This is a genomic window from Actinacidiphila epipremni, from assembly GCF_012034175.1.
Taxonomy (GTDB): Bacteria; Actinomycetota; Actinomycetes; order Streptomycetales; family Streptomycetaceae; genus Actinacidiphila; species Actinacidiphila epipremni.
Genome location: NZ_JAATEJ010000001.1, coordinates 473,201 through 500,110, shown reverse-complemented (window position 1 = coordinate 500,110; position 26,910 = coordinate 473,201). Strand labels below are relative to the sequence as shown.

Here is a 26,910-nt window from a genome sequence, read left to right as displayed (position 1 = left end):
CAACCACCCGGAGGGACACCGTATGGAGCCCACGACCGAGGACGTCACGGCCGACGCCCGCACCGACCCGTCGTGACCGCCGCGACGCACACGACGACCGCGCCGGAGGCGACCGGCGGCGGCAAGGGGTTCGGGCCGCGCTTCGTCAGCCCGCTCCTGCTCGGCTCCACCCTCAACCCGATCAACAGCTCGATGATCGCGACCGGCCTGGTCGGCATCGGGCTGGACTTCCACAAGGGCGCGGGCACCACCGCCTCCCTCATCTCCGTGCTCTACCTGTGCAGCGCCGTCGCCCAGCCCACGATGGGCAAGCTCGCGACGATCTTCGGCGCCCGGCGGGTCTTCGTCTCCGGCGTGGTGATCCTGCTGCTCGCCGGCGTCATCGGCGCCGCGGCGCCCGCCTTCGGCTTCCTCCTGGTCTCCCGGGCGCTGATCGGCATCGGCACGTCGGCCGCCTACCCGACGGCGATGGCGCTGGTCAGGAAGCGGGCGGACGAACTCGGCACGGGGGTGCCCAGCCGGGTGCTGGGCAACTTCTCGATCGCCTCGCAGGTGACGATCGTCGTCGGGCTGCCGCTCGGCGGGCTGCTCGCCGGCGTGTGGGGCTGGCGCGCGCTGTTCCTGGTGAACGTGCCGCTCGCGCTCGTCACCCTGGTCTCGACGCTGGTCGGCGTCGCGCCGGACCGGCCGGTGAGCCGGGACGACCGCGGTTCGCTCTTCTCGACGGTCGACGTCGCCGGCATCGCGCTGTTCGCCGGCACGATCGTGAGCCTGCTGCTCTTCCTGTCCGACCTCACCTCCCCCACCTGGTGGCTGCTGCCGCTGACCCTGGCGCTCGGCGCGGCGATGGTGGTGTGGGAGCGGCGGACCGCCCGCCCGCTGATCGACGTGCGGATGCTGGGCCGCAACCGCCGCCTGCTGCGGACGTACATCCGGCAGGCGCTCGTCGCCCTCGGGACGTACACCGCGCTCTACGGGCTCAGCCAGTGGATGGAGGAGAGCGCCGGCTACAGCGCCTCGCAGGTGGGACTGATCCTGCTGCCGCTGTCGGGCATCAGCATCGTGGTGGCCCGGCTGGTGTCGGAGCGCGGCTGGGTGCGGTGGCCGCTCGTCCTGACCGGGGTCTCGCTGGTGGCGACCGGCGCGGTGATGCTGCTCATCACGCACACCTCGTCGGTGCTCGTGCTGCTCGGCATGTCCGCCCTCTTCGGCCTCGCGAACGGCTTCAGCGGCTTCGCCAACCAGGCCGCCCTCTACGTCCAGTCCCCCGCGGACGAGATCGCCGTCGCCTCCGGCCTCTACCGCACCTTCGCGTACATCGGCGCGATCTTCTCGTCGAGCCTGATCGCCATCGCCTTCGGCGACAAGGCCACCGACCCCGGGCTGCACGGCGTCTCGTACGTGATCGCCGCGATCGGCGTCCTGGTGCTCCTCATGAGCCTGCTGGACCGCGCGATCCCGCCCCGCGCGGACCGCTGAGCCCCGCCATGGACAGCGTGACCGCCGCGGTGATCGCCGGGAGGACGGGGCGGGGCGGGGTGTCGAGGAGTGCGGGGAGGTCGCGGGAGCGGGCCTGGGCGCGGCCGGCGATCACGTTGGAGAAGAGGGAGAGCGCGTGGGTGATCTGGTACGGCTCCAGGCCGCTGCCGGCCAGGCCCGCGCGGGTCTCGGCCAGGGACGCCGGGCGGTAGCCGACCGGCCGGCCGAGCGCCGTGGTCAGGGCCTGCGCGATGTCCGCGCCGCCGAGGGCGAGGTCGCCCTCCAGCTCGTAGACGCGGCCCGCGTGCCGGCTCGGCCGGCCGGCCGCCAGGTCCTGCTGCGACTCGGCGGCGACCCGTACGGCCGCGTCGGCCAAATCCTCCTTGGCCACCACCGATACCTTGCCCTCGCCGAAGGGCGCGGCGAACTCCCCGGTGGCGGCGGCCTGCGCGGCGCCGGCGGTCGCGAGGCCGACCGGGACCTCGGCGTAGAGGCCGTTGCGGAGGATCGTGGTGGTGAACGGCCCGGCGGCCAGCCGGTCCTCGGTCCAGCGGTGCGGCAGGGCGATCGTCATCGACTCCCCGGAGGACGCGAGGCTGGTGTAGATGACGTGGCGTACGCCCGCGGTCGTAGCCGCGTCGGCGACCGCGCCGTGCCGGGCGTACACCACATCGTCCTCGGCGTACCCCGCGGAGATCACGACGAGCACGTCCACGCCGGCGAACCCCGCGTGCAGCGACGCCGGGTCGTCGAAGTCGATACGCCGCCGGTCGCCGGCCCCGGACCCGCTTCCGGCGCGGGTGCCGCCCACCACCGTGAGGCCGTCCCGGCGGGCCAGCCCGTCGAGGATCAGGCCGCCGAGGCCGCCGGAGACACCGGTCACGAGAATCATCGGGAACTCCCTGTTCGTCCATCGTCGTTCGTACGCCGTCGCGTGCGTGAAGCCGCCACCGAGCATCCGTCCGGGGCCGGCCCGGCGGAAGGAGGCACTTTCGCGTCAGCCGCGCACACCGCGGTAAGCGCACAGGTCAGGGCGCTGCGAGCGGGAGAATCCGACCCGGGCGGGGGCGCTCCGGCGGCATCCGGTGACGTCGCCCGTACGAAGATCCCGGCAGGGGCTCGGGCCGGCTCGGGCCGGCTCAGGCCGGCGGGGTCCTGACGCCCTTCCACTGCTCCGCGCCCCACTTGTGGAACCGCTCGGCCTCGGTGAAGCCGAGCTTGGCCGCGAGGCGCATCGAGCGGGTGTTGGCGGACTGCGTGTAGAGCGCGACCGGCTCGGCCGGAAGCGCGGCGGCGTACCAGCCGAGCGCCGCCGTGCACGCCTCGGCGGCGTAACCGCGGCCCCAGGCCGCCGGCAGGAACAGGTAGCCGATCGCGGACTCGCCCGCGCGGATCTCGCGCCGGCGCAGTTCGACGGTGCCGATCATCGTCCCGTCGCACTCGACCACGAAGAGGCCGGGGCGGCGCTCGGGTGTCGGCGGCAGTGTGCGCTCGCACTCGTCACGCGGGCGCGGGCCGCCGAGGTAGGTGTTCACCTCCGGCGAGCTGAACAGCTCGACGCACGCCGGCCGGTCGCGGGCCTCGGACTCGCGCAGGACGAGCCGCTCGGTGCGTATCGGGGCGGGCGGCCAGGCGGGGGAGCTCGGTTCTGACATGGCAGGCAACGTACCGCACGGTCTTGCGGCGCACGCGCGTACGTACGCGCCGGGCTGCGGATGCGCCTGCGTACGGGCCTGGCTGCGGGCGGGCCTGCGCGCGGGGGGACGCCGGGGCGGCTCAGTCCAGGTATCCGCGGAGCTGGTCGGCGAAGGTGTGGTCGCGGAGTTTGTTGAGCGTCTTGGACTCGATCTGCCGGATGCGCTCGCGGGTCACGCCGAACAGGCCGCCGATCTCCTCCAGGGTGCGGGGGCGGCCGTCGGCGAGGCCGTAGCGGAGCTGGACGACCTTGCGTTCGCGCTCGCCGAGGGTGGACAGGACCGCTTCGAGGTGCTCGCGCAGCAGCATGAAGGCGGCGGTCTCGACGGGCGAGGCGGCGTCGCCGTCCTCGATGAGGTCACCGAGGGCGACATCGTCCTCCTCGCCGACCGGCGCGTGCAGCGACACCGGTTCCTGGGCCAGCCGCAGCACCTCGCCGACCCGCTCGGGGGTGAGGTCGAGCTGGGCGGCGACCTCCTCGGTGGTGGGCTCGTAGCCGCGTTCCTGGAGCAGGCGGCGCTGGACGCGGATGACCCGGTTGATGAGTTCCACGACATGGACCGGGACCCGGATCGTACGGGCCTGGTCGGCGAGCGCACGGGACATGGCCTGGCGGATCCACCAGGTGGCGTACGTGGAGAACTTGTAGCCGCGGGCGTAGTCGAACTTCTCCACCGCGCGGATGAGGCCGAGGTTGCCCTCCTGGACGAGGTCCAGCATCGTCAGGCCGCGCCCGATGTAACGTTTCGCCACGGAGACGACCAGGCGCAGGTTCGCCTCGATGAGCTTGCGCTTGGCGACCCGGCCCTGCACGACGAGGCGGTCGAGGTCCACCGCGAGCTGGGAGTCCAGGGCCGGGAACGCGGCCAGCTTCTCCTCGGCGAACAGGCCGGCCTCGACCGCCCGGGCGAGCTCCACCTCCTGCTCGGCGGTCAGCAGCGGGATGCGGCCGATCTCCCGCAGGTACTGGCGGAAGAGGTCGGCGGACGGGCCGGTCGGGTCGGCGCGCGGGCGGACGAGGGCGGGCAGGGCGGCGGGGTCCAGGACGTCGGCCGGGTCCGGGGAGTCCGCACCGTCCACCGCGCCCACCGGGTCCGCGGGACCCAGCGGGTCCGGGCCCACCGGGCCCGCCGGGCTCACGGGATCGGGCGGCGGGTCCGGCACGGGGGTGAGCAGGGGGCGGGCGGCCGGGACCGGTATCTGCGCCGGAGCGGGCGAATGCGAATGCGACTGCGTCTGCACGGAAGCGACCTCCGCGGTGAGCGCGACATTGGGCTCTGAGAGGGCTCGGAGAAGGCTCGGAAGGAGAGCCGAGGCGGGCTCTGGGCCGTCCTTCAGTGTGGCCCACACAGTGCGCCCGCCACGAGGGTCGTGCGCCCGGTTTTTCGGTTTTCCGTCACGCTTCGCGCACGCCCCGACACGCTCATCCCGTACGCCCGCGGGCCCGCCCCCCTACGCCCGGCGTCGTACGCCCGCCCGTACACCCGGCGTCGTACGCCTCCGCCCACTCCGTACGCCCGCGGCCCCACCGGCGAGGGTCAGAGCGCCGCAGCCCCGTGCTGGGTCAGACGCTGGGCGTACTGCTCCAGCGCCCACCGCTCGTTCCCCACCGCCGCCAGTTCCGGGGCGTCGTGGCGTACGCCCTGCGCGATGAGCCGTGCCTGCGTCGCGTGCACCTCGGTGATGCGGCGTCGCACCGCGTTCATCCGCACGCCCACCAGCACCTCCCCCGCGTAGAACTCCGGGGCCTTGTGCATCACCGGCTCGACGGCCAGCTCCGTCACCATCATCCGCACCGAGTCGTCCGGCGCGGCCTCCCGCACCCGGGTCAGGAAGTCCGTGTCCGCGAACTCCACCCCGCCGACCTCGGCGATCACCCGGCGCACCTGCGCGTACGGCGGCCCGGTGAACTCGTCCTCGCCGTACGCGTCGAAGGCCGGCGCGACCAGCTGCGGGAACTGCAGGGCCAGCTTGAGCAGTTCGCGCTCCAGCCGGTGCGCCGGGCTGCGCAGGTCCAGCCGCGGCCCGCGCGGCACGTTCTGCGGCGGTCCCGCGGGGCGCCGCTCGGGCCCCGGCCCGCCGGCCGCCGCGGGCTGCCGCAGCGCGTCCTGCGGCCGTACGGCGGGCCCGCCGCCGCCCGCGGCCCTGGCCCGCGCCAGCGCCCGTACCCGGCGGATCATCGACTGCTCCTCGGCCTGCGTGGCCATGCCCGCCATGCCGACCAGCCGGATCGCGTAACGGTCCCGCAGGGCCTGGTTCTTGATCGCGGCGACCACCGGCACCGCCGCGTCCACCGCCGCGACCCGGCCCTCGTCGGTGTCCAGGTTGTAGCGCGACACGATCGAGCGCAGCGCGAACGCGAACAGCGGGGTGCGCCCCTCGATGAGCCGCTGCACCGCCGCGTCGCCCTCCGCGAGCCGCAGCTCGCACGGGTCCATGCCGCCCGGCGTCACCGCGATCGACGTCTCGGCGGCGAACTTCTGGTCGTCCTCGAAGGCCCGCAGCGCCGCCTTCTGGCCGGCCTCGTCACCGTCGAAGGTGAAGACGACCTCCGAGGTCGCGTTGTCCATCAGCAGCCGGCGCAGGATCTTGATGTGCTCGCCGCCGAAGGACGTGCCGCACGTCGCGATCGCGTTGGTGACGCCGGCCAGGTGGCAGGCCATGACGTCGGTGTAGCCCTCGACGACGACCGCCCGGCCGGTGCGGGCGATCTCCTTCTTCGCCAGGTCGATCCCGTACAGCACCTGGGACTTGCGGTAGAGCGGCGTCTCGGAGGTGTTGAGGTACTTCGGGCCCTGGTCGTCCTCGCGCAGCTTGCGTGCGCCGAAGCCGATGACCTCGCCGGTGATGTCGCGGATCGGCCAGATCAGCCGCCCCCGGAACCGGTCGATCGCGCCGCCGCGCCGGCTCTCCGACGCCAGCCCCGCGGTGATCAGCTCCCGGTCGGAGAAGCCCTTGCCGCGCAGGAACCGCACCAGGTGGTCCCAGCCGGCCGGCGCGTACCCGACCCCGAAATGCCCCGCCGCCGCCTGGTCGAACCCCCGCGCGGTCAGGAACCGCCGCCCGATCTCCCCCTCGGCGCTGCCCAGTTGCTCGACGTAGAAGGCCGCGGCGGCCTTGTGCGCCTCGACCAGCCGGATCCGCTCCCCCTGCTGCCGCCCGGGGACGTACCCGCCCTCCTCGTACCGCAGCGTGATGCCGGCCTGCCCCGCGAGCCGCTCCACGGCCTCGGTGAACGACAGGTGGTCCACCTTCATGACGAACGCCAGCGTGTCGCCGCCCTCCCCGCAGCCGAAGCAGTGGAAGAGGCCCTTGGAGGGGCTGACCTGGAAGGACGGGGACTTCTCGTCGTGGAAGGGGCACAGGCCCTTCAGGTTGCCGCCGCCGGCGTTCTTCAGGTGGAGGTATTCGGAGACCACGGCGTCGATCGGGACGGCGTCCCGTACCGCCTTCACGTCTTCGTCCCTGATCCTGCCCGCCACGCGTGAAGTCTACGGCCCGGGTGGGACAGGTCGCGGACGGTGCCGCGGGAGGGGGCGGGTCAGTCGCGCAGCAGGTGCTTGGTCGTGAAGTCGTAGTGCGGGCCGCTGGGCTGGATCTCGAACTCCTCGCCGACGCGCTCGAAGCCCATGTGGCGGTAGAAGTCGGTCGCGGAGGTGCGGCCGTGGCACCACACGAGGGTGGCGCCGCGGGCCGCGCACTCGCGCAGGCCGGCGGTGAGGGCGGCGCCGCCGAAGCCCTGGCCGCGGACCTCGGGGGCGCTGCCCATGCCGCGGAAGCGGTACGCCGTCGCCGCCTCGCCGGGACGGGGGTACCACCCGACGTGGTCAGGGGGAGGGTCGGGGAAGAAGGTGGCGCAGCCGAGGACGGCGCCGGTCTCGTCGTAGGCGGCTATGTGGAAGGTGTCGGGGCGGGCGTCCTCGGGGTAGACGGCCGTCTCGCGGGGCAGGCCGGTGCGCAGGACGGCCCAGCGCAGGGCGAAGATCTCGTCGACCGGTACGACGGCGGTGCGCGAAACGGGCATCGGGGCTCGTCCTTCCTGGTCAGGCCGGGAAGGGGAGCCCGGTCAGTCCAGGAACGAGGTTAGCGGCACGGACGGGTCGGACAGCGCCTCGGGGTCGACCTCGCGGCGGGAGCGGATGAGGTGCTGGATCTGCTCGGTGACGTCCCAGACGTTGACGTTCATGCCGGCCAGCACCCGGCCCTCGCGCAGCCAGAACGCGATGAACTGCCGCTTCCCGACGTCGCCGCGGCAGACGACCTGGTCGTACGTGCCGGGGGCGGCGTGGCCGGAGAACTCCATGCCGAGGTCGTACTGGTCGGTGAAGAAGTACGGGATGCGGTCGTAGCAGACCTCGCGGCCGAGCATGGCGCGGGCGGCGGCGGGGCCGCCGTTGAGGGCGTTGGCCCAGTGCTCGACGCGGACCCGGTGGCCGAGCAGCGGGTGCTCGGCGCCCGCGATGTCGCCGGCGGCGAAGATGTGCGGGTCGGAGGTGCGCAGGCTCGCGTCGACGGCGACGCCGCCGCCCTCCTCGCGCGGGGCGAGGGCGAGCCCGGCGGCTTCGGCGAGCGCGGTGCGCGGGGCGGCGCCGATCGCGGCAAGCACGTCGTGCGCGGGGTGCTCCTCGCCGTCGTCGGTGAGGGCGGCCAGCACCATGCCGTCCTGGCCGGTGATGCCGGTGAGCTGGGTGCCGAAGGCGAAGCGGACGCCGTGCTCGGCGTGCAGGTCGGCGAAGACGGAGCCGAGTTCGGGTCCGAGGACGGTGTGCAGCGGGGTGGGGTGCGGCTCGACGACGGTGACCTCGGCGCCGTAGCCGCGGGCCGCGGCGGCGACTTCCAGGCCGATCCAGCCGGCGCCGGCGATGACGAGGTGGCCGTTCTCCCGGCCGAGGCTGGTCAGGACGTGCTTGAGCCGGTCGGCGTGGGCGAGCCGGCGCAGGTGGTGGACGCCGGCGAGGTCGGTGCCGGGGATGTCGAGGCGGCGCGGCTCGGAGCCGGTGGCCAGCAGCAGCTTGTCGTAGGCGAGGGTGGTGCCGTCGCCGAGGCTGATGGTGCCGGCGTCCTTGTCGAGGTGGACGACGGGCTCGCCCAGGTGCAGCTCCACGTCGTGCTCGGCGTACCAGCCGGGCTGCTGGACGAAGACGGAGTCGCGCTCGGCGCTGCCGGTCAGATACCCCTTCGACAGGGGCGGGCGTTCGTAGGGGTGGTCGCGTTCGTCGCCGATCAGTATCACCCGGCCGGTGAAACCCTCGGCGCGTAGCGTCTCCGCGGCCTTCGCCCCGGCGAGCCCCGCCCCGACGATCACGAAGGTCTGGTGTGCGTCCACCACTGTGCGCCTCCCCTGCCGGTCGTTCCTTATGAGCGAGCGTCCCTTACGGCGGGGGCCCGCGGGAAGGGCGCCGCGCCGAATGATCATTGTGATCACCCGCTGCCGCGGCCGTACCGGTGCACCCCCCGGGTGGGCGTTTCGCGGCTGTTGGGCCCCGCGGCGGCGGTAGCGCTACCGGGTGAGGCGGGCGTGCAGGGCGGTCGCGGCGGCGTCGGTGAGGGAGGCGATCTGGTCGACGACGGCGCGGCGGCGGGCGCGGTCGTCGGGGGCGGCGGTGAAGATCGCGGCGAACTGGGGGTCCAGGCCGATCGGGGCGCGGGCGAGCAGGGCGGCGGCGAGCTCGGCGATGACGACGCGCTGCTCGGCGCGGCGGCGGGCCTGGGCGGCGCGCTGCATGACGTAGCGGTCGGCGACGGCCTTGAGTACGGCGCACTCCAGGCGCTGCTCGCGCGGTACGACGAGCTCGGCGGCGTAACGGGTGAGGCGGGCGGTGCCGTAGCGGGCCCGGGTGGCGCCCTCGGCGGCGAGGCAGAAGCGGCCGATGAGCTGGGAGGCGGCGTCCTTCAGGCGGGCCTGGTCGAGGGCGGTGCCGTCGTAGTGCGCGGGCCACCAGGGCTGGGCCAGCAGCCGGTCCAGGGCCTCGGCGAGCTCGTCGGGGGAGGTGCCGGCGGGTGCGTAGCGGCCGGCGGCGCACGCGAAGACGTCGGCGCGCTCGGGGGTGGAGCGCAGGGCGCGGGGGTCGATGTGGCCGGCCTGGAGGCCGTCCTCGACGTCGTGGACGGAGTAGGCGACGTCGTCGGACCAGTCCATGACCTGGGCCTCGAAGCACACCCGGGGGGCGGGGGCGCCGGGCGTTTCGGGGGCGTGGGGGGCTTCGGGGACTCCCTGCCGGGCCCAGCGGAAGACGGGCAGGTCGTCCTCGTAGACGCCGAACTTGGGGCTGCCGGGGGCGGCGGGGTTGCCGCCGCGCGGCCAGGGGTATTTGGTCGCGGCGTCCAGCGCCGCCCGGGTGAGGTTGAGGCCCACGCTGACGTCGGGCGAGGCGAAGCGCTTGGGCTCGATACGGGTGAGCAGGCGCAGGCTCTGGGCGTTGCCCTCGAAGCCGCCGCAGTCGGCGGCGAACTCGGCGAGGACGAGTTCGCCGTTGTGGCCGAAGGGCGGGTGGCCGAGGTCGTGCGCGAGGCAGGCGGTCTCGACGAGGTCGGGGTCGCAGCCGAGCGCCGCGCCGAGCTCCCGGCCGACCTGCGCGCATTCCAGCGAGTGGGTGAGCCGGGTGCGCGGGCTCGTGTCGGGCACGGCGGCGTCGCTGACCCCGGGGTCGACGACCTGCGTCTTCCCGGCGAGCCGACGCAACGCCGCGGAGTGCAGCACCCGCGCCCGGTCCCGCTGGAACGCGGTCCGCCCGGGCCGCTTGTCGGGCTCGTCGACGTACCGCTCGATGTCCTGGGCCCGGTAGCCGCTCTCGCTCTCCATACGGGCGACGGTAACGCGCGAGGCCGACGCCCGGCGCGCGGAGCCCTCCGGGGGCGTACGGCTGGGGGCGTACGGGTCCTGGCTCAGGGCGTACGGGCCTGGCTCCCGGGTGTACGGCCCGGGGCGTACAGCCCGGGGTGTACGGGTCAGGGCCCCCGGCGTACGGGCGCCGGCCGCGCAGGCGCCGGTGGCCTCCGGTGTCGGCCTCAGCTCGCCCGGGCCAGGGCGGTGCCGCTCGCCGTCGTGGAGCGGAGTGCCTGGTCGTAGCGGTGGAGGACGAGCGCGGCCATCGCCGGGTGGGCGCCGAGCGGGGCGGCGGCGAGGTCGGGGGCCGCCGCGGCGGTCTGGGTGGCGAAGCGGCCGGGGGCGGTGAAGCAGGAGGCCACGGCGATACGGGCCGGGTCGGCACCGCGCGCGGTGAGGGCGGCGAGGGCTTCGGGGACGGTGGGCGTCGCGGCGGAGGCGTACGCGGGCGTGACGGGCACGCCGAGCCGGGCGGCGAGCAGCGCGGCGGTACGGGCGGTGTCGGCGGCGGAGTCCGGGTCGCGGGACCCGGCGGCGGCGAGGATGACGCCGTCGCTGCGCCCGGCCGCCCAGCCGGCCGCCCGCAGCCGGTCGTGCAGGACCCACGCGAGCAGCGGGTGCGGCCCGAGCGGCGCGGCGACCGTGCCCCGTACGCCGGGGGTGGCGGCGAGCGCGGCGGGCAGGTCGTGCTTGACGTGGTGGCCGCGGGTGAGCAGCAGCGGTACGAGCACGGCGGTGCGCCCGCGCAGCCCGGCGAGGGTGTCCGCGAGCAGCGGCTCGTCCAGCTCGACGTGCCCGAGCCGTACATCGAGCCCGGGGCGGGCCGCCCGGACCCGCGCCACCAGCGCCCGCACCACGGGCAGCGCCCGCGGGTCCCGGCTGCCGTGCGCGACGGCGACCAGGACGGGGCGGCTGCCGGGGTGCGGCGCGGGGCCGTACGCGGTCGAAGGGCTCATACGTCCATGGTGCCGCCACGGGATTGCGGGGCGGTTGCGCCGGAGGTCACGGGACCTTTTCCCGCGCATCACAGCGGGCCGGGGCCGGGGGTGAGGGCGCCCGGGCCGGCCCTTGCTCCCCCGGCCGGCCGGCCGCCGCGCAACCGGCGGAGCGATTCGCGCGTCGGACACCGTGACAGGTGGGGCCGGCGAGGGCAGGGGCGGCACGGCATGGGCAGGTTCGGGCTCCCGAGGTTCCCGCGGCCCTCGCGCATGCGGTGGCGGCCCTCGCTGCGGCGATTCCACCTCCCCCGGACCCGTACCGGACGGCGGCGGGCCGTGCAGCTCGCGGCGGCGCTGTGCACGCTGGCGCTGCTGCCCGCGGTGTGGGTGCAGCTCACCGGGAGCGCCCGGGTGCGCGACCTCGCGGACGTGCCCGCCGCGCCGGTCGGCGTCGTCTTCGGCGCGGGGCTCGAACCGGGCGGCCGGCCCTCCCCGTATCTCGCCCACCGCCTCGACGCCGCCGTGCAGCTCTACCGGGCGGGCAAGGTACGGGTGTTGCTGGTCACCGGCGACAACAGCCGTACGTCGTACGACGAGCCGGGCGCGATGCGGACGTACCTGGTCGCGCACGGCGTGCCCGCGGCCCACGTCGTCGTGGACGACGCGGGGTTCGACACCTGGGACTCGTGCAGCCGGGCCCGGCGCATTTTCGGTGTGCACCGGGCGGTCCTGGTGAGCCAGGGCTTCCACATCCGGCGGGCGGTCGCGCTGTGCGAGTCCGCCGGGCTGGACGTCTACGGCGTGGGCGTCGACGAGCCGCACGACGCGACGTGGTACGCCGGCGGCGCCCGCGAACTGCTCGCGGCCGGCAAGGCCGCGGTGGACGCCGCCTTCCACCCCGCCCCGCGCTTCCTCGGCCCCACCGAGCCGGGCGTGGCCCGGGCCCTCAAGTCCCCGCCCTCCCCCACCACGCCCTCCGGCAACTGATCCTCTACGGAGGGAAGTTGCGCGCTCACGGACCGCAACCATCCGCCGCGCAGGCGGTTTTCGGCCAGCTGAAAGTTCCGCCGACGTGCTCCCGTCGCCGCAGGTCCACGCCCTGCCACGTGGTCTAGACCGCAATCTATGCGCGTAACCCCTTTACGTCACAGGTCACTTCATGCGTCACTCATGACGCGTTCACAACAAAGTCACGTCCGCAGTCCAAGGTCCACAGAGCGAACCACCCTGCACGCCCGTGTCCCCTTGCCACACTGACGCGCTCAGGAGGAAAGCCATGCTCTCCCGCACACGGAATCTGATGGCGGTCGCACTCGTAGGGGCGAGCCTGGCGCTCGCCACGACCCTGTCGGCAGGCGCCGCGAGCGCCGCCCAGCCGGTCTCGAAGGGCAACAACATCCCGGTCGGCCAGGGCTACATGGGCGCCGGATACGCCCAGGACACCAAGGGCCAGCTCGCCCAGCCCGCGCCCGGCCAGGTCACGCCGAACGCCAGCTACCCGGCCGGCATCGACGTCTCGCACTACCAGGGCTCGATCAACTGGTCCTCGGTGAAGTCCGCCGGCATCCAGTTCGCCTACATCAAGGCCACCGAGAGCACGACGTACAAGGACCCGACCTTCAACGCGAACTACCTCAACGCGTACAACGCGAGGGTCATCCGCGGCGCCTACCACTTCGCGCGGCCCGACCTCTCCTCGGGCGCGGCGCAGGCCAACTACTTCGCCAGCAACGGCGGTGCCTGGTCCGCGGACAACCTCACCCTGCCGGGCATGCTGGACCTGGAGGGCGGCTGCTACGGCAAGTCCGCCGCGTCGATGCAGTCGTGGATCCTGGACTTCTACAACACCTACAAGTCGCGCACCGGCCGCGATGTCGTGATCTACACCAGCGCGAGCTGGTGGAACAGCTGCACCGGCGGGTGGAGCGGGATGTACTCGCGCAGCCCGCTGAACGTCGCGCACTGGACCTCCGCGGCGAGCCCGACCATCCCGAGCGGCTTCCCGTTCTGGACGTTCTGGCAGTACAGCGACTCCGGCTCGGTCTCCGGCATCTCCGGCGCGGTCGACCGCGACCGGTTCAGCGCCGGCACCGACCGCCTGCTGGCGCTCGCCAACAACACCCCCTGAGCGCAGGCGACTTGCCCCGGGCGCGGACCCATCCCGCGCCCGGGGCACCGCACGTGGCCGTCACGACCCGACCGTGACCGCCAACGGCTCATGCCGGACGGGGAAGTTGACGGAGTTGGCGATGAAGCACAGCCGGTTCGCCTGCTCGTGCAGCTCCAGCGCCTTGTCCGCCGTCGCCGCCTCCGCGACCCGCACCGCCGGGTGCAGCACCGCCTCGGTGAAGTGGCCGCCGCCGTCCGGGGTCTGCGTCATCGCGGCGGTCGCCTGGTCCGTGTAGCCGGTCACCGTCACGCCGTTCATGACGCACACATGCAGATACGACAGCATGTGGCACTGCGACAGCGAGGCGAGCAGCAGCAGTTCGGGGTTCCAGCGCGAGGCGTCCCTGCGGAAGGCCGGATCGGCGGACCCGAGCAGCAGCGGCACGCCGGCCGCGGAGACCTCGTGGGCCCGCTCGTAGGCGCGGTAACCGCTCGTACCGGAGCCGAGGTTGCCGGTCCACACCAGGTCGGTGCGGTAGGTGTGCACATGGGCCGAGGCCATCGTGGGCGTCCTTTCAGCGGAGGGGCAGCGGGGGCAGCGGGGGGCAGCGGGGGGCAGCGGGGGGCAGCGGGGGGCAGCGGGGATCTTACGGGCCGGTGTCGCCGGCGGTGTCGCGTACGTGCCGCCGCGCGACGGCCGCGGCGTCCGCCGACGCGCGCGCCCGCAGCCGGCGCAGCATGCGCGCGTCCTGGAAGCCCACCGAGCGCGCGGCCGACTCCACCGTCGCGCCCTGCCCGATCAGGTGCTCGGCGCGCTCGATGCGCAGCTCCTGCTGGTAGCGCAGCGGTGTGAGGCCGGTCGCGGCGGTGAAGCGGCGGGTGAGGGTGCGCTCGCTCAGGCCGGTGGCCGCGGCCAGGTCCGTCAGGGCGAGGCGGGCGCAGAAGCGGGTGTCGATGAGGTCCTGGGCGCGGTGGACGGCGTCGCTGACGTGGGAGCGGTGCCGCAGCATCGCGCTGGCCTGCTGCTCGTCGCCGTTGCGGCGGGCGTAGACGACCATCTGGCGGGCGACCCGCGCCGCGGCGGCCGGCCCGTGGCGTACGGCGACCAGTTGCAGCGCGAGGTCGATGCCGCTGGCGATGCCGGCGGAGGTGACGACCCGGCCGTCCATCACGTACAGCACGTCGCGGACGACGGCGGCCCGCGGGTAGCGGCGGGCGAGTTCGTCCTGGAGGTCGTGGTGGGTGGTGCAGCGCCGGCCGTCGAGCAGCCCGGCGCGGCCGAGCGCGTCGGCGCCGGCGCAGACGCTGGCCACCGTGCCGCCCGCCGCGTGGTGGGCGCGCAGCCAGTCCAGCGTCGCGCCGCCGAGGGCGCCGTGCTCGCGCAGGGTGTACGAGCGCCAGCCGGGGACGATGATCAGGTCGTCGGCGGCGAGCGCGGGCAGGTCGGGGTCGGCGCGCAGCGCGATGCCCTGTGCGGTGGGGACGTCTTCCTGCTCGGCCGCGTAGTGCAGGGTGTGGCCGAGGCCGTGGTCGGCCGCGGTGGAGAACACCTGGGCCGGGCCCGCGAGGTCGAGCAGATGCAGGTGCGGGACGAGCAGGAAGACCACCCGGGTCACGATCCGGTCAGCTCCTTGACGGTCGTCACGGTGGCGAAGCGACCCGCCAGCGCGTATTCGGTTCGGGCGATGATCTCGGCGGGAAGCAGCGTACGCGGATCGGCCAGCACCTCGGCGAGCGGCCGGTCCGCGGGCGCGTCGCGGTGCGCGATCGGCTCGGTCGCGGTGGCGTCGACGACGAACGTGACGGCGTAGCCGAGGTCGGAGGCGAACCGCGCGGTGGTCTCGACGCACTGCTCGGTGCGGATGCCGCAGGTGACCACGTGCCGGATGCCGCGCTCGGTGAGGATCTGCCCGAGGTTGGTGGTGGTGAAGGCGTTGTGCGCGGTCTTGTGCAGCACCGGCTCGCCGGCCTGCGGCGCAAGGCCCTCGATGAGCCGGACGTGGCCGCGGGCGGGGTCGAAGACGGTGCCGGAGCCGGGCTCGGCGTGCAGCACCCACACCACCAGGTGGCCCTCCCGCCGCGCGTGGTCGACGAGGTGCGCGACCTTGTCGGCGACATCGGGGTCGGAGGCGGCCTGCCAGCTCTCGCGCTGCCGGAAGGACTCCTGGACGTCGATGACGACCAGGGCGGTGGGAAGGGGCTCGGCGGGGGTGCTCGTGTGGGTCATGGCTCGATCCTCGCGGTGCGGCAGGGGCCGCCGCCAGGCACGATCACGACCCGCTGCGGAACGATCCGGTCAGCTTGTCCTCCCCCGCTCACAGTGTGCCGTGTGCGTGGATGAGCGCACCGTTCCTTGCGGGTAATGGCGGGGATGCGGGTGGGAAACAGCTCCGGCCCACGGTGGTGGCATGGGCGACGACGGAGGTTGCGGGCATGGCTGACACCACGGAGAAGACCCTCGTGCTGGTCGGGCACGGCATGGTGGGCCAGCGCTTCCTCGAAGCGCTCGCCGACCGGGGCGTCACCGCGCGCACGCGGGTCGTCGTGCTGTGCGAGGAGCCCCGCCCGGCGTACGACAGGGTGCACCTGACCTCGTACTTCTCCGAGGGCGTGAGCCCGCGGGAGCTGTCGGTGGTCGAGGACGGCTTCATGGCGCGGCACGGCATCGAGCTGCACGTGGGCGACCCGGCGGTGCGTGTCGACCGCGACCGCCGTACGGTGACGGCCCGCTCCGGGCTGACCGTCGGCTACGACACGCTCGTGCTGGCCACCGGCTCGTACCCGTTCGTGCCGCCCGTGCCGGGCAAGGACGCCGCCGGATGCTTCGTCTACCGCACGATCGAGGACCTGCTGGCGATCGAGGCGTACGCGGCGGGCGTCGGCAGCGGCGCGGTGGTCGGCGGCGGGCTGCTGGGACTGGAGGCGGCGGGCGCGCTCAAGGGGCTCGGACTGGACACGCATGTCGTGGAGTTCGCGCCGCGGCTGATGCCGGTGCAGGTCGACACGGGCGGCGGGGACGCGCTGCGGCGCCGCGTCGAGGCCCTGGGCGTACGGGTGCACACCGGGGTCGGCACGCAGCAGATCACGGTGGACGGCGGCACGGGCCGGGTGACCGGGATGGCGCTGTCGGACGGCTCCCACCTGCCGGTCGGCATGGTGGTGTTCTCCGCCGGCGTCCGGCCGCGCGACGAACTGGCCCGCGGCTGCGGGCTCTTGGTGGGCGAGCGCGGCGGGATCGTCGTCGACGAGCAGTGCCGTACGGCCGATCCTTCGGTCTTCGCGATCGGCGAGTGCGCGCTCGCCGCGGACGGACGGGTGTACGGGCTGGTGGCGCCCGGCTACGAGATGGCCGAGACCGCCGCGCGTACCGTCGCCGGCGAGGCGGGCGCGTTCACGGGCGCGGACCTGTCGACGAAGCTGAAGCTGCTGGGCGTGGACGTGGCGAGCTTCGGTGACGCGCACGGCACCGCGGAGGGCTGCCTCGACGTGTGCTACTCCGACGCCCGTTCCGGGATCTACCGCAAGCTGGTCGTCGGCGCGGACGGCACGCTGCTGGGCGGGGTGCTGGTCGGCGACGTCGAGTCGTACGGGCTGCTGCGCCCGCTGACCGGCTCGGTGCCGCCGGTCGCGCCCGAGCACCTGGTGCTGCCGGCGGGCGCGGGCGCGCCGGTGGCGCTCGGGCCTTCCGCGCTGCCGGACGAGGCGGTGGTGTGCAGCTGCAACAACGTGACCAAGGGCGCGATCAGGGCCGCCGTGGGCGGTGCGGGTGCCGGGGGTGCCGGGGGCGGCGCGGGTGAGCACTCCTGCACCTCGGTGGCCGAGGTCAAGAAGTGCACCAAGGCCGGTACGAGCTGCGGCAGTTGCGTCAAGGTGCTGGGGCAGCTGGTGGACGCCGAGCTGGAGGCGGCGGGCGTCGAGGTCGACAAGGGCCTGTGCCCGCACTTCGCGCAGACCCGCGCGGAGCTGTACGAGATCGTGCTGGCGCTGCGGATCCCCTCCTACCGCCAACTCCTCGACGGGCATGGGCGGGAGGGTGCGCGGGGCGGCGAGGGCTGCGAGGTGTGCAAGCCGGCCGTCGCCTCGATCCTGGCGTCGCTGGCGCCGGTCGTGGGCGCGAGCGTGCACGTACTGGAGGGCGAGCAGGCGGCGTTGCAGGACACCAACGACCACTTCCTGGCCAACATGCAGAAGAACGGCTCCTATTCGGTGGTGCCGCGGATCCCGGGCGGCGAGATCACCCCGGAGAAGCTGATCGTGATCGGGGAGGTGGCGCGGGACTTCGGCCTCTACACGAAGATCACCGGCGGCCAGCGCATCGACCTGTTCGGCGCCCGGGTGGAGCAACTGCCGCTGATCTGGGCGCGCTTGGTGGACGCCGGCTTCGAGTCCGGCCACGCGTACGGCAAGGCACTGCGGACGGTGAAGTCCTGTGTGGGGCAGACCTGGTGCCGCTACGGCGTGCAGGACAGCGTACGGATGGCGATCGACCTGGAGCTGCGCTACCGCGGCCTGCGCTCGCCGCACAAGCTCAAGTCCGCGGTGTCCGGCTGCGCAAGGGAGTGCGCGGAGGCGCAGAGCAAGGACTTCGGCGTCATCGCGACCGCGAACGGCTGGAATCTCTACGTCGGCGGCAACGGCGGCGCGACCCCGCGGCACGCCGACCTGCTCGCGAAAGACCTCTCGGACGCCGAACTCGTGCGGCTCGTCGACCGGTTCCTGATGTTCTACATCCGCACCGCCGACCGGCTGGAGCGCACCAGCGTGTGGCTGGAGCGCATCCCCGGCGGCCTGGAGCACGTACGGGACGTCGTCGTCCACGACTCGCTGGGCATCTGCGAGGAGCTGGAGGCGCTGATGGCCGCGCATGTCGCCGGCTACCGCGACGAGTGGGCCGGCACCCTCGACGACCCGGAGCGGCTGAGCCGCTTCGTGTCCTTCGTCAACGCGCCCGGCACGCCCGACCCCACGGTCCGCTTCGTGCCCGAGCGCGGCCAGATCAAGCCCGAGCCGATCCTGCTCTCCCTGACGGAAAGGGTGACCGTATGACCACCATGACCGATCTCCTCTCCCCCGCTGCCGCCCCGTCCGTGCCGGGCACGGTCGAACTGCACGTCGGCGGACGGTGGTTGGCGGTGTGCGCCGCCGAGGCGCTGCTGCCCGGGCGCGGGGTGGCCGCGCTGCTGCCGGACGGGCGGCAGGCCGCGCTCTTCCGCGACCGCGCCGGGCGGACGTACGCCATCGGCAACGTCGATCCGTTCACCGGGGCGGGGGTGCTCAGCCATGGGCTGGTCGGGGCGGTGGGCGACCGGCCGTATGTGGCCTCGCCGTTGCTCAAGCAGCGCTTCGACCTGGTGGACGGGCGGTGCCTGGACGACGAGGCCGTGGCGGTGGCGACGTATCCGGTGCGGGTGCGCTGAGGCGGTCAGTCCTGCCGGGCCTCGGGCGCGGCGCCGGCCGGCGGGGCGGTGCTGCTGCGCTCGACGAGCCGGGTCGCGAGGTCCACCCGCAGGGTGCTGGGCTCGCGGCCACGGCTGAGGTCCAGCACCAGGCGGGCGGCGGCCTCGGCCATCTCCGTCAGCGGCTGCCGCACGGTGGTCAGCGGCGGGCTGATCCAGGTGGCGAGCGGCAGGTCGTCGAAGCCGACGACGCTGAGGTCGCGCGGGATCGACAGGCCCAGCTCGCGCGCGGCCTCGTACAGGCCGAGCGCCTGGAGGTCGTTGCCGGTGAAGACGGCGGTGGGGCGGTCGGGGCGGCGCAGCAGTTCGAGCCCGGCGGTGTAGCCGGTCTCGTGGTGGAAGTTGCCCGGCACGACGAGGTCCGGGTCGTAGCGCACGCCGGCGGTCTCCAGCGCGGCGCGGTAGCCGTCGATGCGCGCCCGGCTGCACATCATCCCCGGCGGGCCGCCGAGCACGCCGATGCGGGTGTGGCCGAGGTCCAGCAGATGGCGGGTGGCGGCGAGGCCGCCCTGCCAGTTGGTCGCGCCGATCGCGGGCACGTCCTCGCCGGGGTCGCCGGCCGGGTCCAGGACGACGAACGGTATGTCGCGGCTGATGAGCTGCGAGCGCTGGGCCGGGTCGAGGCCGGACAGCACGAGGATGACGCCGGTGGGGCGGCGGGCGAGCACCCCGTCCACCCAGGTCTGGCCGGGGCTGAGCCGCCCCGCGGACTCCGAGAGCACCACGCTCAGGCCCTCCTGCCCGGCGACCCGCTCCACCCCGCGGATGACCTCCATCGCCCAGGAGCTCTCCAGCTCGTGGAAGACGAGGTCCAGCAGCGGGGCGGGCTGCATGCTGCCGCGCCGCCGCTGGTAGCCGTGCTGCCGCAGCAGGTCCTCGACCCGGCTGCGGGTGGCGGGGGCGACATCGCCGCGGCCGTTGAGGACTTTCGAAACAGTCGGAGCGGAGACCCCGGCGGCGCGGGCGATCTCGGCGAGCGTCGCCGTGCCCTCGCCGGAGGTTCCCGACCGGTCATCCTGGGAGGGCTGGGGAATCGTGGCACTCATGGCAGCGATCGTAGCCCGGCTCGGTTACGTGCGTGTGTGCTGTGTCGCCGCTGATTCTCATCCGGAGGGACCAAAAGATTCGAATAGGCCACCGAAAGCTTCGGAAAGTTTACCCGGGGTGGTTGGGACCGGGGGCGGGCGGCGCGGGGGCGGCCTGGTCGCGTCAGGGCGGGCGGCGCGGGGCGGGTCAGGCGGCGGAGGGGTGCTGCGGGTGCGTGGCGCCGGGGCGGGCGTCCCGCGGCGGCCGGGCGGCCCAGGCCGGGCGCCCGGCGGCCCCGGCGTCCTTCGCCGCCCCGGCGGTCCCGGTCCCGGCGCCGTACACCGCCCCGGCGGTCCCGGCGGTCCCGGCGCCCCCCGCCGGCCCGGCGGCGTCGCGCTCCGCCAGCAGGCCGCGCATACGCCGCAGCCGCTCCAGGTTCAGCCGGCTGACGAGCAGCAGGTAGAGCCAGAAGCACACCATGAGGGCCGAGAAGACGGCGGCCCGCCCCGCGTCCTGCGTGACGGCCACCATCGCGGCGACGCCGCCCAGCAGCACCGCCATCCCCGTCAGCGCGCCGGTACGGTGCCGGGCGGTGTGCAGCCGGCGCGCGACGAACTCGCCCATGGCACGCCGCCGCTCCGGCCGCGCCGGCACCCGGCCCCGGCGCAGCATCCGGTCCAGCCCGGCCAGCTCCTCGCCCCCGCCCGCCGACCGCTCCTCGCGGCGCCGGCGCCGTAACGTCGTCACCACCGCGACCGCCGACGTACCGACGACGCGTAAGAGCGTGCCCGGCACGGAATGTGCGGGAAACAGGACGAGGACCAGTGCGGTGGCGATCACCCAGGAGGCCGCGAACCGCAGCCACAGGTGACGGGCGAAGGCGGTGTCGATCCGTTCGGACACGGGGGCTCCCCAGTCGTGTGCGTGCCGTCGGGCGTATGCCGTCCGTCTGCCCCCGAACGCCGGACCGAGTCGCCCCGGCCGCCGGGCTCACCCGAGTAGGGCGGGAATCAGGTGCTCCTCCTCGTGGCGGAAGTGCCGCTCCAGCTGGTCGGCGAGCCGGTCGAGCCGCGCGGTGGTCCGGGCGCCGGGCGCGTCCGGTGCGGCCGGCGGCTCGCGCAGTGCGGCCAGCTCGCGGGCGACCTCGCGGTGCTCGGCGCGCAGCCGGGCCAGCACCGGGGCGAGGTGGGGGAAGCCGGTGTCGAAGGCCGGGAAGACGGCGTCCTCGGCGGCGTGGTGGGAGCCGAGGGCGTCGCAGAAGGCCAGGCAGTGCACGCCGAGCTCGCCCGCGGGGACGCCGCCGGACCGCAGCGCGGCGAGCTGCTCGCGCAAGGCGGCGTGGACGGTGAGCAGTTGCTGGGCGATGGCCCTGTTACGCGCCGGGTCCGCGGTGGTGAGGTCGAGCGGGTGGAGGGCCACGACCGGGATGACCCGCGCGGTCTTGCGGGCGTAGTCCCCGTACGCCGGTATGCGCGCCGCCTGCCGCGCGTAGGCCGCGTCCCGCTCGGCCCCGGTGAGCACTTCGGCCCGTACGGCGAGGGTGCGTACGCCGCCGGCGCCGTCGCCGGTCTCGGCCTCGGCGCGCGGGTGGGCGAGGACGTTGTGGTACCACCCCGGGTGCCGGTCGCCCCCGGCGTTCGAGGCGAAGACCAGCAGCCGCCCGTCCTCCCGCGCGACCCCCAGCGGCGTCGTCCGCCGGGTGCCGCTGCGCGCGCCGGTGGTGGTGAGCAGCACGAGGTCCGCGCCCTCGAACATGCCGCCGACCCGGCCGCCGTTGGCACGGAATTCGGCGATGATCGTATCGGTCCAGTCGGGCATGGCCTGCGCCTCCCGGGGATAGGCTCGACTACGGAGCACGACTTTGCTTTGCAAGCAAAGAAGCTTTGACCGTAAAGCTATGAGGGAGCACCACCGATGTCAACCGCGCACGCCCGCGAAACCCCCCCGCCGGACGACCCCGACGAACCCGCCGGCATGACGGTCGACGACGGCATCCGCACCCTCCTGCTGCTGATGCCGCGCATGGTGGGCCGGGCGAAGAAGATCAAGGTCCCGCCGGAGCTGAGCGGCTTCAACCTCGCCCCGCGCCACCTCTCCCTCTTCTCCTACCTGCTCTTCGACGGCCCCCTGACCGTCAACGACCTCGCCGCCCGTCTCGAAGTCGCCCCCGCGACGGTGAGCCTGATGATCAGCGACCTCGGCCGCCAGGGCATCCTCGACCGCACCCCCGACGAGGCCGACCGCCGCCGCACGATCGTGAGCATCGCCCCCGCCCACCGCCCGGCGATCCACACCTGGCTCGCCCGCGGCGCCACCGCCTGGCGCACCGCCCTGGCCCCCCTCACCCCCACCGACCGCGCCCTCTTCGTCCGCACCCTCGCGGCCTACGAGTCCGCCCTCAGCGACGAGACATGAAGCACCCACCCCGCTTCGGGGCCGGTGGTCGCGTTCGGCAGGAGCCGAGCGTCACGCCGGCGGCGGGGTGAGTTTGGCGGCCACGGCGTCGAGGACCCAGTCCAGGCCGGTCGCGAAGGAGGTCTCGGCGTCCACGTCCGTGCCGTCGTGCACGGCTTTGGCCAGCGCCGGGAAGCGGCCCGTGGCCAGCATCCTCGTCACATGGGGGCCGTGGGCGCGCTGCCAGTCGCGCTTGGACAGGCCCGTGGCGCGCTCGGCCCGTAGGTTCGCGATCTCGCGCCTGATCGCGCCGGTGAAGTAGGCGCTGACAGTCTCCACGGCGCGTATGGCGGTGTCGATGTCGGCGAGGCCGTCGAGGGCGGCCAGCTCGGCCTCGGTCACGGCGAGGCCGTTCGGGCCCAGGGTCGGGCGGCCTCCGAGCAGGTCGGCCAGCCATTCGTGACGGAGAGCGGCCTGCCTGGTGCGGTGGGCGAGGACGCGCAGCGCCTCCCGCCAGTCGCCGGGCTGCTCCTCGGGGAGGATCTCGGCCTGGACCTCGTCCACCATGAGGTCGAACAGCTCCTCCTTGGTGGAGATGTATCCGTACAGCCGCATCGGGCCGGCGTTCAGCCGGGCGGCGACCTTGCGCAACGACACCGCCTCCAGCCCACCCTCGTCGGCCAGCGCGATGGCGGCGGCGACGATCCGCTCCCGGTCGAGCGGCACGGGGCGAGCCGGCGGCTCCGGCCGGTCCCACACAGTCATGGTCACACCGTTCTGTTGCGATGCATCGTAGTGGGGAAATACAGTGTATCAACATGAGACATCGTATCGCCGTCGTCGGGGCCGGTCCTGCGGGCCTCACCTTCGCCCGCGTCCTGCACCGGCATGGCTACCCCGTCGCCGTCCTCGAACGCGATCCCGCCCCCGACGCCCGCCCCCCGGGCGGCACGCTGGACCTGCACGAAGGGCTGGGCCAGCTCGCGCTGGACAAGGCGGGGCTGCTGGCTGAGTTCGAGGCGCTGTCCCGCCCCGAGGGGCAGGCCATGCGCATCCTGGACACGGACGGGACCGCCCTGCGCGACTGGCGACCTCGTCCGGATGAGCGGGCCAATCCCGAGATCGACCGCGGGCAACTGCGTGACCTGCTGCTCGGCCCGCTCGATGTCCAGTGGGGCCGGAGCGTGACGCAGGTGGTGCCGGGGACCCGGGACGGCACGCTGGTCCATTTCGCGGACGGGCGGCAGGAGACGTTCGACCTCGTGGTCGGCGCGGACGGCGCCTGGTCCCGGATCCGCCCGGCGGTCTCGTCGGTGACGCCGCACTACACCGGCGTCACCTCGGTCGAGACCTCCCTCGACGACGTCGACACCCGCCACCCCGGCCTCGCCCGGTTGATCGGCGACGGTTCCGTGGCCGTGTACGGCGTGAACCGCTCACTCATCGCCCAGCGCAACAGCGGCGGCCACGTCAAGGTGTACGCCAAGTTCCGCGCGCCGCTGGACTGGCACGCGAACCTGGACCTGGCCGACGCCGAGGCCGTGCGAGCCAACCTGCTGGCTCTGTTCGACGGCTGGGCCGCGCCCGTCCTCGACCTCCTCCGCCACGGCACCGCTTTCGTCCACCGCCCCCTCTACGTTCTGCCCGTGTCCCACACCTGGACCCACGTCCCTGGGGTGACGCTACTGGGCGACGCCGCCCACCTGATGCCCCCGTTGGGGGCGGGCGCGAACCTCGCGATGCTGGAGGGCGCCGAGCTCGCCGAGTCCCTCGCCACCGGTCCTGGGGATCTGGACGAGGCCGTCCGCGCCTTCGAGGAGCGGATGTGGGCACGGGCCGGCAGGTGGGCGGAGATCACGACGGCCGGTCTGGAACGCCTTGTGAGCCCGGACCCCGCCGAAGCCCTCGCCCACTTCGACCAGGTCCAGCCGTCCTGACCGCCAAGCGCGAGAGCAGAGTGCCGGGGGCGGCGCTTCCGCACGAAGTGCTGATACACCACCCTGAGCAGTCAATACGTCAGCGCACGACAGCCACGGGGCACAACGGGGGCACACCGTTGAGGACCGACACCTTCCGGGCCGACGTGAAGGCGCAGCTCGCCAAGAAGCCCAGTACGCCCGGCTCGTCGGCTGCCGCCCCGGCGCCCGCCTACCAGCCCTTCCCCGGCGCCGCGTTCTTCATGAAGGGCACCAAGCCCGCGCTCGGCAAGTCCAGCCCGATCTTCACCGCGATGGGCAAGCGCCTGGTCGCCGAGGGCTGTGGCCGGTACAAGGTCGGTCCCGGCCCGAAGCTCGGCCAGGCGGACGTGGACAGCTACCAGGCCTTCCAGCGCAAGTGCGGCTTCACCGGGTCGGCCACGACGACCGCCTTCGTCGCCTCCGTGGTGGTGTCGCTGCTGAACGCCGTGCAGGACAACCACGCCCTGCTCGGGTCGCTGCCGGGCGCCCTCCAGGCCATCATCCTCATCGTGGCGCCGACGGCGGCCACCTTCCTTCCTGGCTGGCTGGGCGGCGAGGCACACGCCACGTCCTTCCGACGATCCGTAGTTGATCACCACGTGAAGCGTCCCGCCTCTCCCTTGCGGAGGGGCGGGGCGCCTTTTGCGTTCGGGCGATCGGGCCCGGTGGCGCCGCGCCCCGACCTCTCGTGCAAGTTCGCGCAAGACTGTGTTCTGGGCAAGCGCGCTGGAGCAAGCTCGTGGAGACGGCTCGCGGAGAGACCTGGTCGGAGGGGATCATGACGCTGCACAAGTTGGGGAAGGACCCGGAGAGTCCCGAGGGGAAGTCCCCCACCGTGTACTACGACGACGAGACGGACAACTACCTGTTGCAGGGATGGAAGGTGCTGGACGAGGAGCGTCTCCGGCAGATGGACATCCCCGAACACGAGACCGTGATCGAGTTCCCGAAGCGCATGATGCAGTTCTTTCCGGAGGTCAACGGCAGTGGCGGACCCGGCTCCGACTCTTGAGGATCGGCTGCGTTCGTGTGTCCGCAGCGCCGTGCACCTGGAGATGCGCGACGGGTACATACGGTCCGATCCGCGCTTCGTGGCCTGGCAGATGGGAACCCGGAACGGCCTGAAGGTGGCCGACGCGTGGTTGTCGTTGATCTCGGACACGACGTCGCGGGGCGTTCTCGTTCAGCGGGCGCGCATCGTCTCGGAACCCGTGAGCGACTACGTCAGGTTCGAGCACCACCTGACGCACGCCAACGTTGCAGCAGGTGAGCGTGTCCGCTGGCTGCCCCGCCGACGGGCATCCGATCTGGCGCTCCCCGGAAACGACTTCTGGCTGTTCGACGACGAGGTTGCCGTCTTCCACCACTTCGACGGCGAGGACGAACTGGCCCCTGATGACGAAGAGGTACGCACCGACAGGACGGCAGTGAAGCTGTGCGCGGACGCCTTCGCTGCGGTGTGGGAGCGCGCGACCCCGCACGCCGAGTACGAGATCGGCTGAGGCGAGCACAGCAGCGGTGACATCCCCGTCCTCCAGCGTCCAGGACGCACGCCGTGCACTTGGCCAGCGTCTCCGCGAGATCCGGAAGGAATCGGGTCTCACCGGCAGGGAGCTGGCCAGGCGCGCGGGCTGGCACGAGTCGAAGACCTCACGACTGGAGCACGGCAAGACGCCCCCTTCCGGCGCGGACATCCACACGTGGACAGAAATCTGCGGGGCGGTCGACCAGGCCCCTGACCTCATCGCGACCGCCCGCGGTATCGACGGACAGTACGTCGAGTGGCGCCGCATGGAGCAGCCGGGCCTCAAACATGCGCAGGAATCCGTCCTCCCGCTGTTCGAGCGCACGCGTCGTTTTCGCACGTACCAGTCCTGGGTGATTCCCGGGCTGCTCCAGACCGCTGCTTACACACGTGCCGTTCTGAGCACGGTCAGCACTCTTCGGGACGGGCCGGACGACGTCGAGGGGGCCGTTGCGGTGCGGATGGACCGCCAGCGGATCCTTCGCTCGGGCAACCACCGATTCGCCATGCTGGTCGAGGAGTGGGTGCTGCGAACGGTCATCGGCGATGCCGAGATCATGGCCGGCCAACTGGGCCATCTGATCGCGGCGGCTTCCCTCCCCTCCGTGAGCCTGGGCGTCATCCCGCTCGGCCATCCCCGCGGCGTCGGGTGGCCCGTCGAGTCCTTCACCATGTACGACGACGCGCAGGTGAACGTCGAGCTTGTGTCCGCCCATCTGACGGTCACCCAACCGCGCGAGATCGACGAGTACTCGCGGGCATTCACCGAGTTGGGGGCCATCGCGGTCTACGGCGCGCCCGCGAGATCCCTCATCACTTCCGCTATCAACGTGCTCGGGTGAATCTGCGCAAGTCTGCGCAAGCTCGTTGAGCCCTCCCTGGACGGCTCCCTACGGTCGACAGGCGTCGCCAAGCGCTGGCACATGAGCAACACGGACAGCGTTGAGGCGACACCCCAACTCGACCCGCACTGACCGAGGTCCTGCATGCCAGTGAGCAGCATCGTCAGCACCACGGGACACCCCGACTATTCCAAAACGCTGCCATGCGTGGCGGAGAGCGCTGAGCCCGCTCGTCAGCTCGTCCGCACCGCGCTGCGTGCTTGGGGGATGGAGCCGTTGGAGGACGACGGGGCGCTGGTGGTCACCGAGCTGGTCGCCAACGCGGCTCGCCACACCCGGGGGCGCCTCATCCGGGTGTCCGTCACCTGCCCGGTCCCGGGCCAGGTCCGTATCGGGGCCGTGGACCGCTCCAAGGTCCGGCCCAGGCGCGGCAACTCCGACGACCTCTCCGAATCCGGACGCGGTCTCGCCCTGGTGGAGTTGCTGACGGTCCGCTGGGGCACCGACCTGCTGCCGTTCGGCAAGCGCGTGTGGGGCGTGCTGAACGAGGAGCCGGCCGCATGACCAGGAACGGCCGGGCATGGGTCGGCGACCAGGTTCGTGATGACGTCGCCGAGCGCGGGGGCATCGTGACCGACATCCGGCAGGGCCTGTACGTCCTC

27 protein-coding genes are annotated in these 26,910 nt (G+C 73.4%); 12 read left to right on the top strand and 15 right to left on the bottom strand.

The features are described 5' to 3' along the window. Positions 1-72: 72 nt before the first annotated feature. Positions 73-1,479, top strand: coding sequence for an MFS transporter (locus tag HCN08_RS02025; RefSeq protein WP_206318189.1), 1,407 nt, complete (start codon positions 73-75; stop codon positions 1,477-1,479). Here HCN08_RS02025 and HCN08_RS02020 read toward each other — a convergent pair. The 8 genes from HCN08_RS02020 to HCN08_RS01985 all read right to left on the bottom strand — a co-directional run bounded on the left by HCN08_RS02020 (position 1,433) and on the right by HCN08_RS01985 (position 10,956). Then, on the bottom strand, positions 1,433-2,371 hold the full coding sequence (locus HCN08_RS02020; protein WP_167981041.1) for a Rossmann-fold NAD(P)-binding domain-containing protein: 939 nt from the start codon (positions 2,369-2,371) through the stop codon (positions 1,433-1,435). The genes HCN08_RS02025 and HCN08_RS02020 overlap by 47 nt on opposite strands. Before the next feature lie 247 nt (positions 2,372-2,618). Continuing rightward, complete coding sequence (locus tag HCN08_RS02015) at positions 2,619-3,134, bottom strand: GNAT family N-acetyltransferase (RefSeq protein WP_167981040.1); 516 nt, start codon at positions 3,132-3,134, stop codon at positions 2,619-2,621. Positions 3,135-3,255: 121 nt separating this feature from the next. Then, positions 3,256-4,416, bottom strand: a complete 1,161-nt coding sequence (locus HCN08_RS02010; protein WP_322974177.1) for an RNA polymerase sigma factor — start codon at positions 4,414-4,416, stop codon at positions 3,256-3,258. Between the two features lie 296 nt (positions 4,417-4,712). Then, positions 4,713-6,656, bottom strand: coding sequence for a DNA primase (dnaG, locus tag HCN08_RS02005; protein WP_167981039.1), 1,944 nt, complete (start codon positions 6,654-6,656; stop codon positions 4,713-4,715). Positions 6,657-6,715: 59 nt separating this feature from the next. Further along, positions 6,716-7,198 carry a GNAT family N-acetyltransferase gene (locus HCN08_RS02000; protein ID WP_167981038.1) on the bottom strand — a complete coding sequence of 161 codons (483 nt, stop codon included), beginning with the start codon at positions 7,196-7,198 and terminating at the stop codon, positions 6,716-6,718. A gap of 42 nt (positions 7,199-7,240) precedes the next feature. Further along, positions 7,241-8,503 (bottom strand): NAD(P)/FAD-dependent oxidoreductase, encoded by a 1,263-nt coding sequence (locus HCN08_RS01995; protein ID WP_167981037.1) that lies wholly within the window; start codon positions 8,501-8,503, stop codon positions 7,241-7,243. 171 nt (positions 8,504-8,674) lie between these two features. Beyond that, positions 8,675-9,976, bottom strand: a complete 1,302-nt coding sequence (locus HCN08_RS01990) for a deoxyguanosinetriphosphate triphosphohydrolase (RefSeq protein WP_167981036.1) — start codon at positions 9,974-9,976, stop codon at positions 8,675-8,677. A gap of 206 nt (positions 9,977-10,182) precedes the next feature. Further along, positions 10,183-10,956, bottom strand: a complete 774-nt coding sequence (locus HCN08_RS01985) for a sirohydrochlorin chelatase (RefSeq protein ID WP_167981035.1) — start codon at positions 10,954-10,956, stop codon at positions 10,183-10,185. Positions 10,957-11,208: 252 nt separating this feature from the next. Here HCN08_RS01985 and HCN08_RS01980 point away from each other — a divergent pair, with 252 nt between their 5' ends. Beyond that, positions 11,209-11,925 (top strand): SanA/YdcF family protein, encoded by a 717-nt coding sequence (locus tag HCN08_RS01980; RefSeq protein ID WP_167981034.1) that lies wholly within the window; start codon positions 11,209-11,211, stop codon positions 11,923-11,925. 289 nt (positions 11,926-12,214) lie between these two features. Further along, complete coding sequence (locus HCN08_RS01975) at positions 12,215-13,066, top strand: GH25 family lysozyme (protein WP_167981033.1); 852 nt, start codon at positions 12,215-12,217, stop codon at positions 13,064-13,066. 60 nt (positions 13,067-13,126) lie between these two features. On the opposite strand, the gene HCN08_RS01970 is transcribed toward HCN08_RS01975, so the two are convergent. The 3 genes from HCN08_RS01970 to HCN08_RS01960 all read right to left on the bottom strand — a co-directional run bounded on the left by HCN08_RS01970 (position 13,127) and on the right by HCN08_RS01960 (position 15,274). Then, positions 13,127-13,609: an OsmC family protein gene (locus HCN08_RS01970; RefSeq protein ID WP_167981032.1), complete on the bottom strand. Its 483-nt coding sequence runs from the start codon at positions 13,607-13,609 to the stop codon at positions 13,127-13,129. Between the two features lie 85 nt (positions 13,610-13,694). Beyond that, positions 13,695-14,663, bottom strand: a complete 969-nt coding sequence (locus HCN08_RS01965; protein WP_167981031.1) for a GlxA family transcriptional regulator — start codon at positions 14,661-14,663, stop codon at positions 13,695-13,697. Next, entirely contained in the window at positions 14,660-15,274 is a 615-nt protein-coding gene (locus HCN08_RS01960) for a cysteine hydrolase family protein (protein WP_167981030.1), read from the bottom strand. The genes HCN08_RS01965 and HCN08_RS01960 overlap by 4 nt, the downstream gene beginning before the upstream one ends. A gap of 206 nt (positions 15,275-15,480) precedes the next feature. Between HCN08_RS01960 and nirB the strand changes: the two genes are divergently transcribed. Then, positions 15,481-18,093, top strand: coding sequence for a nitrite reductase large subunit NirB (gene nirB / locus HCN08_RS01955; protein WP_167981029.1), 2,613 nt, complete (start codon positions 15,481-15,483; stop codon positions 18,091-18,093). Continuing rightward, on the top strand, positions 18,090-18,464 hold the full coding sequence (gene nirD, locus HCN08_RS01950; RefSeq protein ID WP_167981028.1) for a nitrite reductase small subunit NirD: 375 nt from the start codon (positions 18,090-18,092) through the stop codon (positions 18,462-18,464). The genes nirB and nirD overlap by 4 nt, the downstream gene beginning before the upstream one ends. 5 nt (positions 18,465-18,469) lie before the next feature. Here the strand turns inward: nirD and HCN08_RS01945 are convergent, their stop codons facing one another. The 3 genes from HCN08_RS01945 to HCN08_RS01935 form a co-directional block, all read right to left on the bottom strand. After that, a complete protein-coding gene (locus HCN08_RS01945) occupies positions 18,470-19,549 on the bottom strand; it encodes a LacI family DNA-binding transcriptional regulator (protein ID WP_167981027.1) in 1,080 nt (359 codons plus the stop codon). 187 nt (positions 19,550-19,736) lie between these two features. Continuing rightward, entirely contained in the window at positions 19,737-20,432 is a 696-nt protein-coding gene (locus HCN08_RS01940) for a hypothetical protein (protein ID WP_167981026.1), read from the bottom strand. 87 nt (positions 20,433-20,519) lie between these two features. Beyond that, a complete protein-coding gene (locus HCN08_RS01935; RefSeq protein WP_167981025.1) occupies positions 20,520-21,347 on the bottom strand; it encodes a nitroreductase/quinone reductase family protein in 828 nt (275 codons plus the stop codon). A 96-nt stretch (positions 21,348-21,443) separates the two neighbouring features. Between HCN08_RS01935 and HCN08_RS01930 the strand changes: the two genes are divergently transcribed. Then, positions 21,444-21,944 carry a MarR family winged helix-turn-helix transcriptional regulator gene (locus HCN08_RS01930; RefSeq protein WP_206318186.1) on the top strand — a complete coding sequence of 167 codons (501 nt, stop codon included), beginning with the start codon at positions 21,444-21,446 and terminating at the stop codon, positions 21,942-21,944. 51 nt (positions 21,945-21,995) lie between these two features. Here the strand turns inward: HCN08_RS01930 and HCN08_RS01925 are convergent, their stop codons facing one another. Beyond that, positions 21,996-22,688 (bottom strand): TetR/AcrR family transcriptional regulator, encoded by a 693-nt coding sequence (locus tag HCN08_RS01925; protein ID WP_167981024.1) that lies wholly within the window; start codon positions 22,686-22,688, stop codon positions 21,996-21,998. A gap of 53 nt (positions 22,689-22,741) precedes the next feature. Between HCN08_RS01925 and HCN08_RS01920 the strand changes: the two genes are divergently transcribed. The 6 genes from HCN08_RS01920 (at position 22,742) to HCN08_RS01895 (ending at position 26,812) form a co-directional block, all read left to right on the top strand. After that, positions 22,742-23,860: an FAD-dependent oxidoreductase gene (locus HCN08_RS01920; RefSeq protein WP_167981023.1), complete on the top strand. Its 1,119-nt coding sequence runs from the start codon at positions 22,742-22,744 to the stop codon at positions 23,858-23,860. A 119-nt stretch (positions 23,861-23,979) separates the two neighbouring features. Continuing rightward, positions 23,980-24,663: a peptidoglycan-binding protein gene (locus HCN08_RS36845; RefSeq protein WP_407648648.1), complete on the top strand. Its 684-nt coding sequence runs from the start codon at positions 23,980-23,982 to the stop codon at positions 24,661-24,663. After that, positions 24,660-24,893 carry a hypothetical protein gene (locus tag HCN08_RS01910; RefSeq protein ID WP_167981022.1) on the top strand — a complete coding sequence of 78 codons (234 nt, stop codon included), beginning with the start codon at positions 24,660-24,662 and terminating at the stop codon, positions 24,891-24,893. Before HCN08_RS36845 ends, HCN08_RS01910 begins: the two co-directional genes overlap by 4 nt. A gap of 43 nt (positions 24,894-24,936) precedes the next feature. Further along, on the top strand, positions 24,937-25,383 hold the full coding sequence (locus HCN08_RS01905; RefSeq protein ID WP_240969719.1) for a DUF6879 family protein: 447 nt from the start codon (positions 24,937-24,939) through the stop codon (positions 25,381-25,383). Positions 25,384-25,399: 16 nt separating this feature from the next. Then, positions 25,400-26,248: a helix-turn-helix domain-containing protein gene (locus HCN08_RS01900; protein ID WP_167981020.1), complete on the top strand. Its 849-nt coding sequence runs from the start codon at positions 25,400-25,402 to the stop codon at positions 26,246-26,248. Between the two features lie 207 nt (positions 26,249-26,455). Beyond that, positions 26,456-26,812: an ATP-binding protein gene (locus HCN08_RS01895; protein WP_322974176.1), complete on the top strand. Its 357-nt coding sequence runs from the start codon at positions 26,456-26,458 to the stop codon at positions 26,810-26,812. Positions 26,813-26,910: the final 98 nt, after the last annotated feature.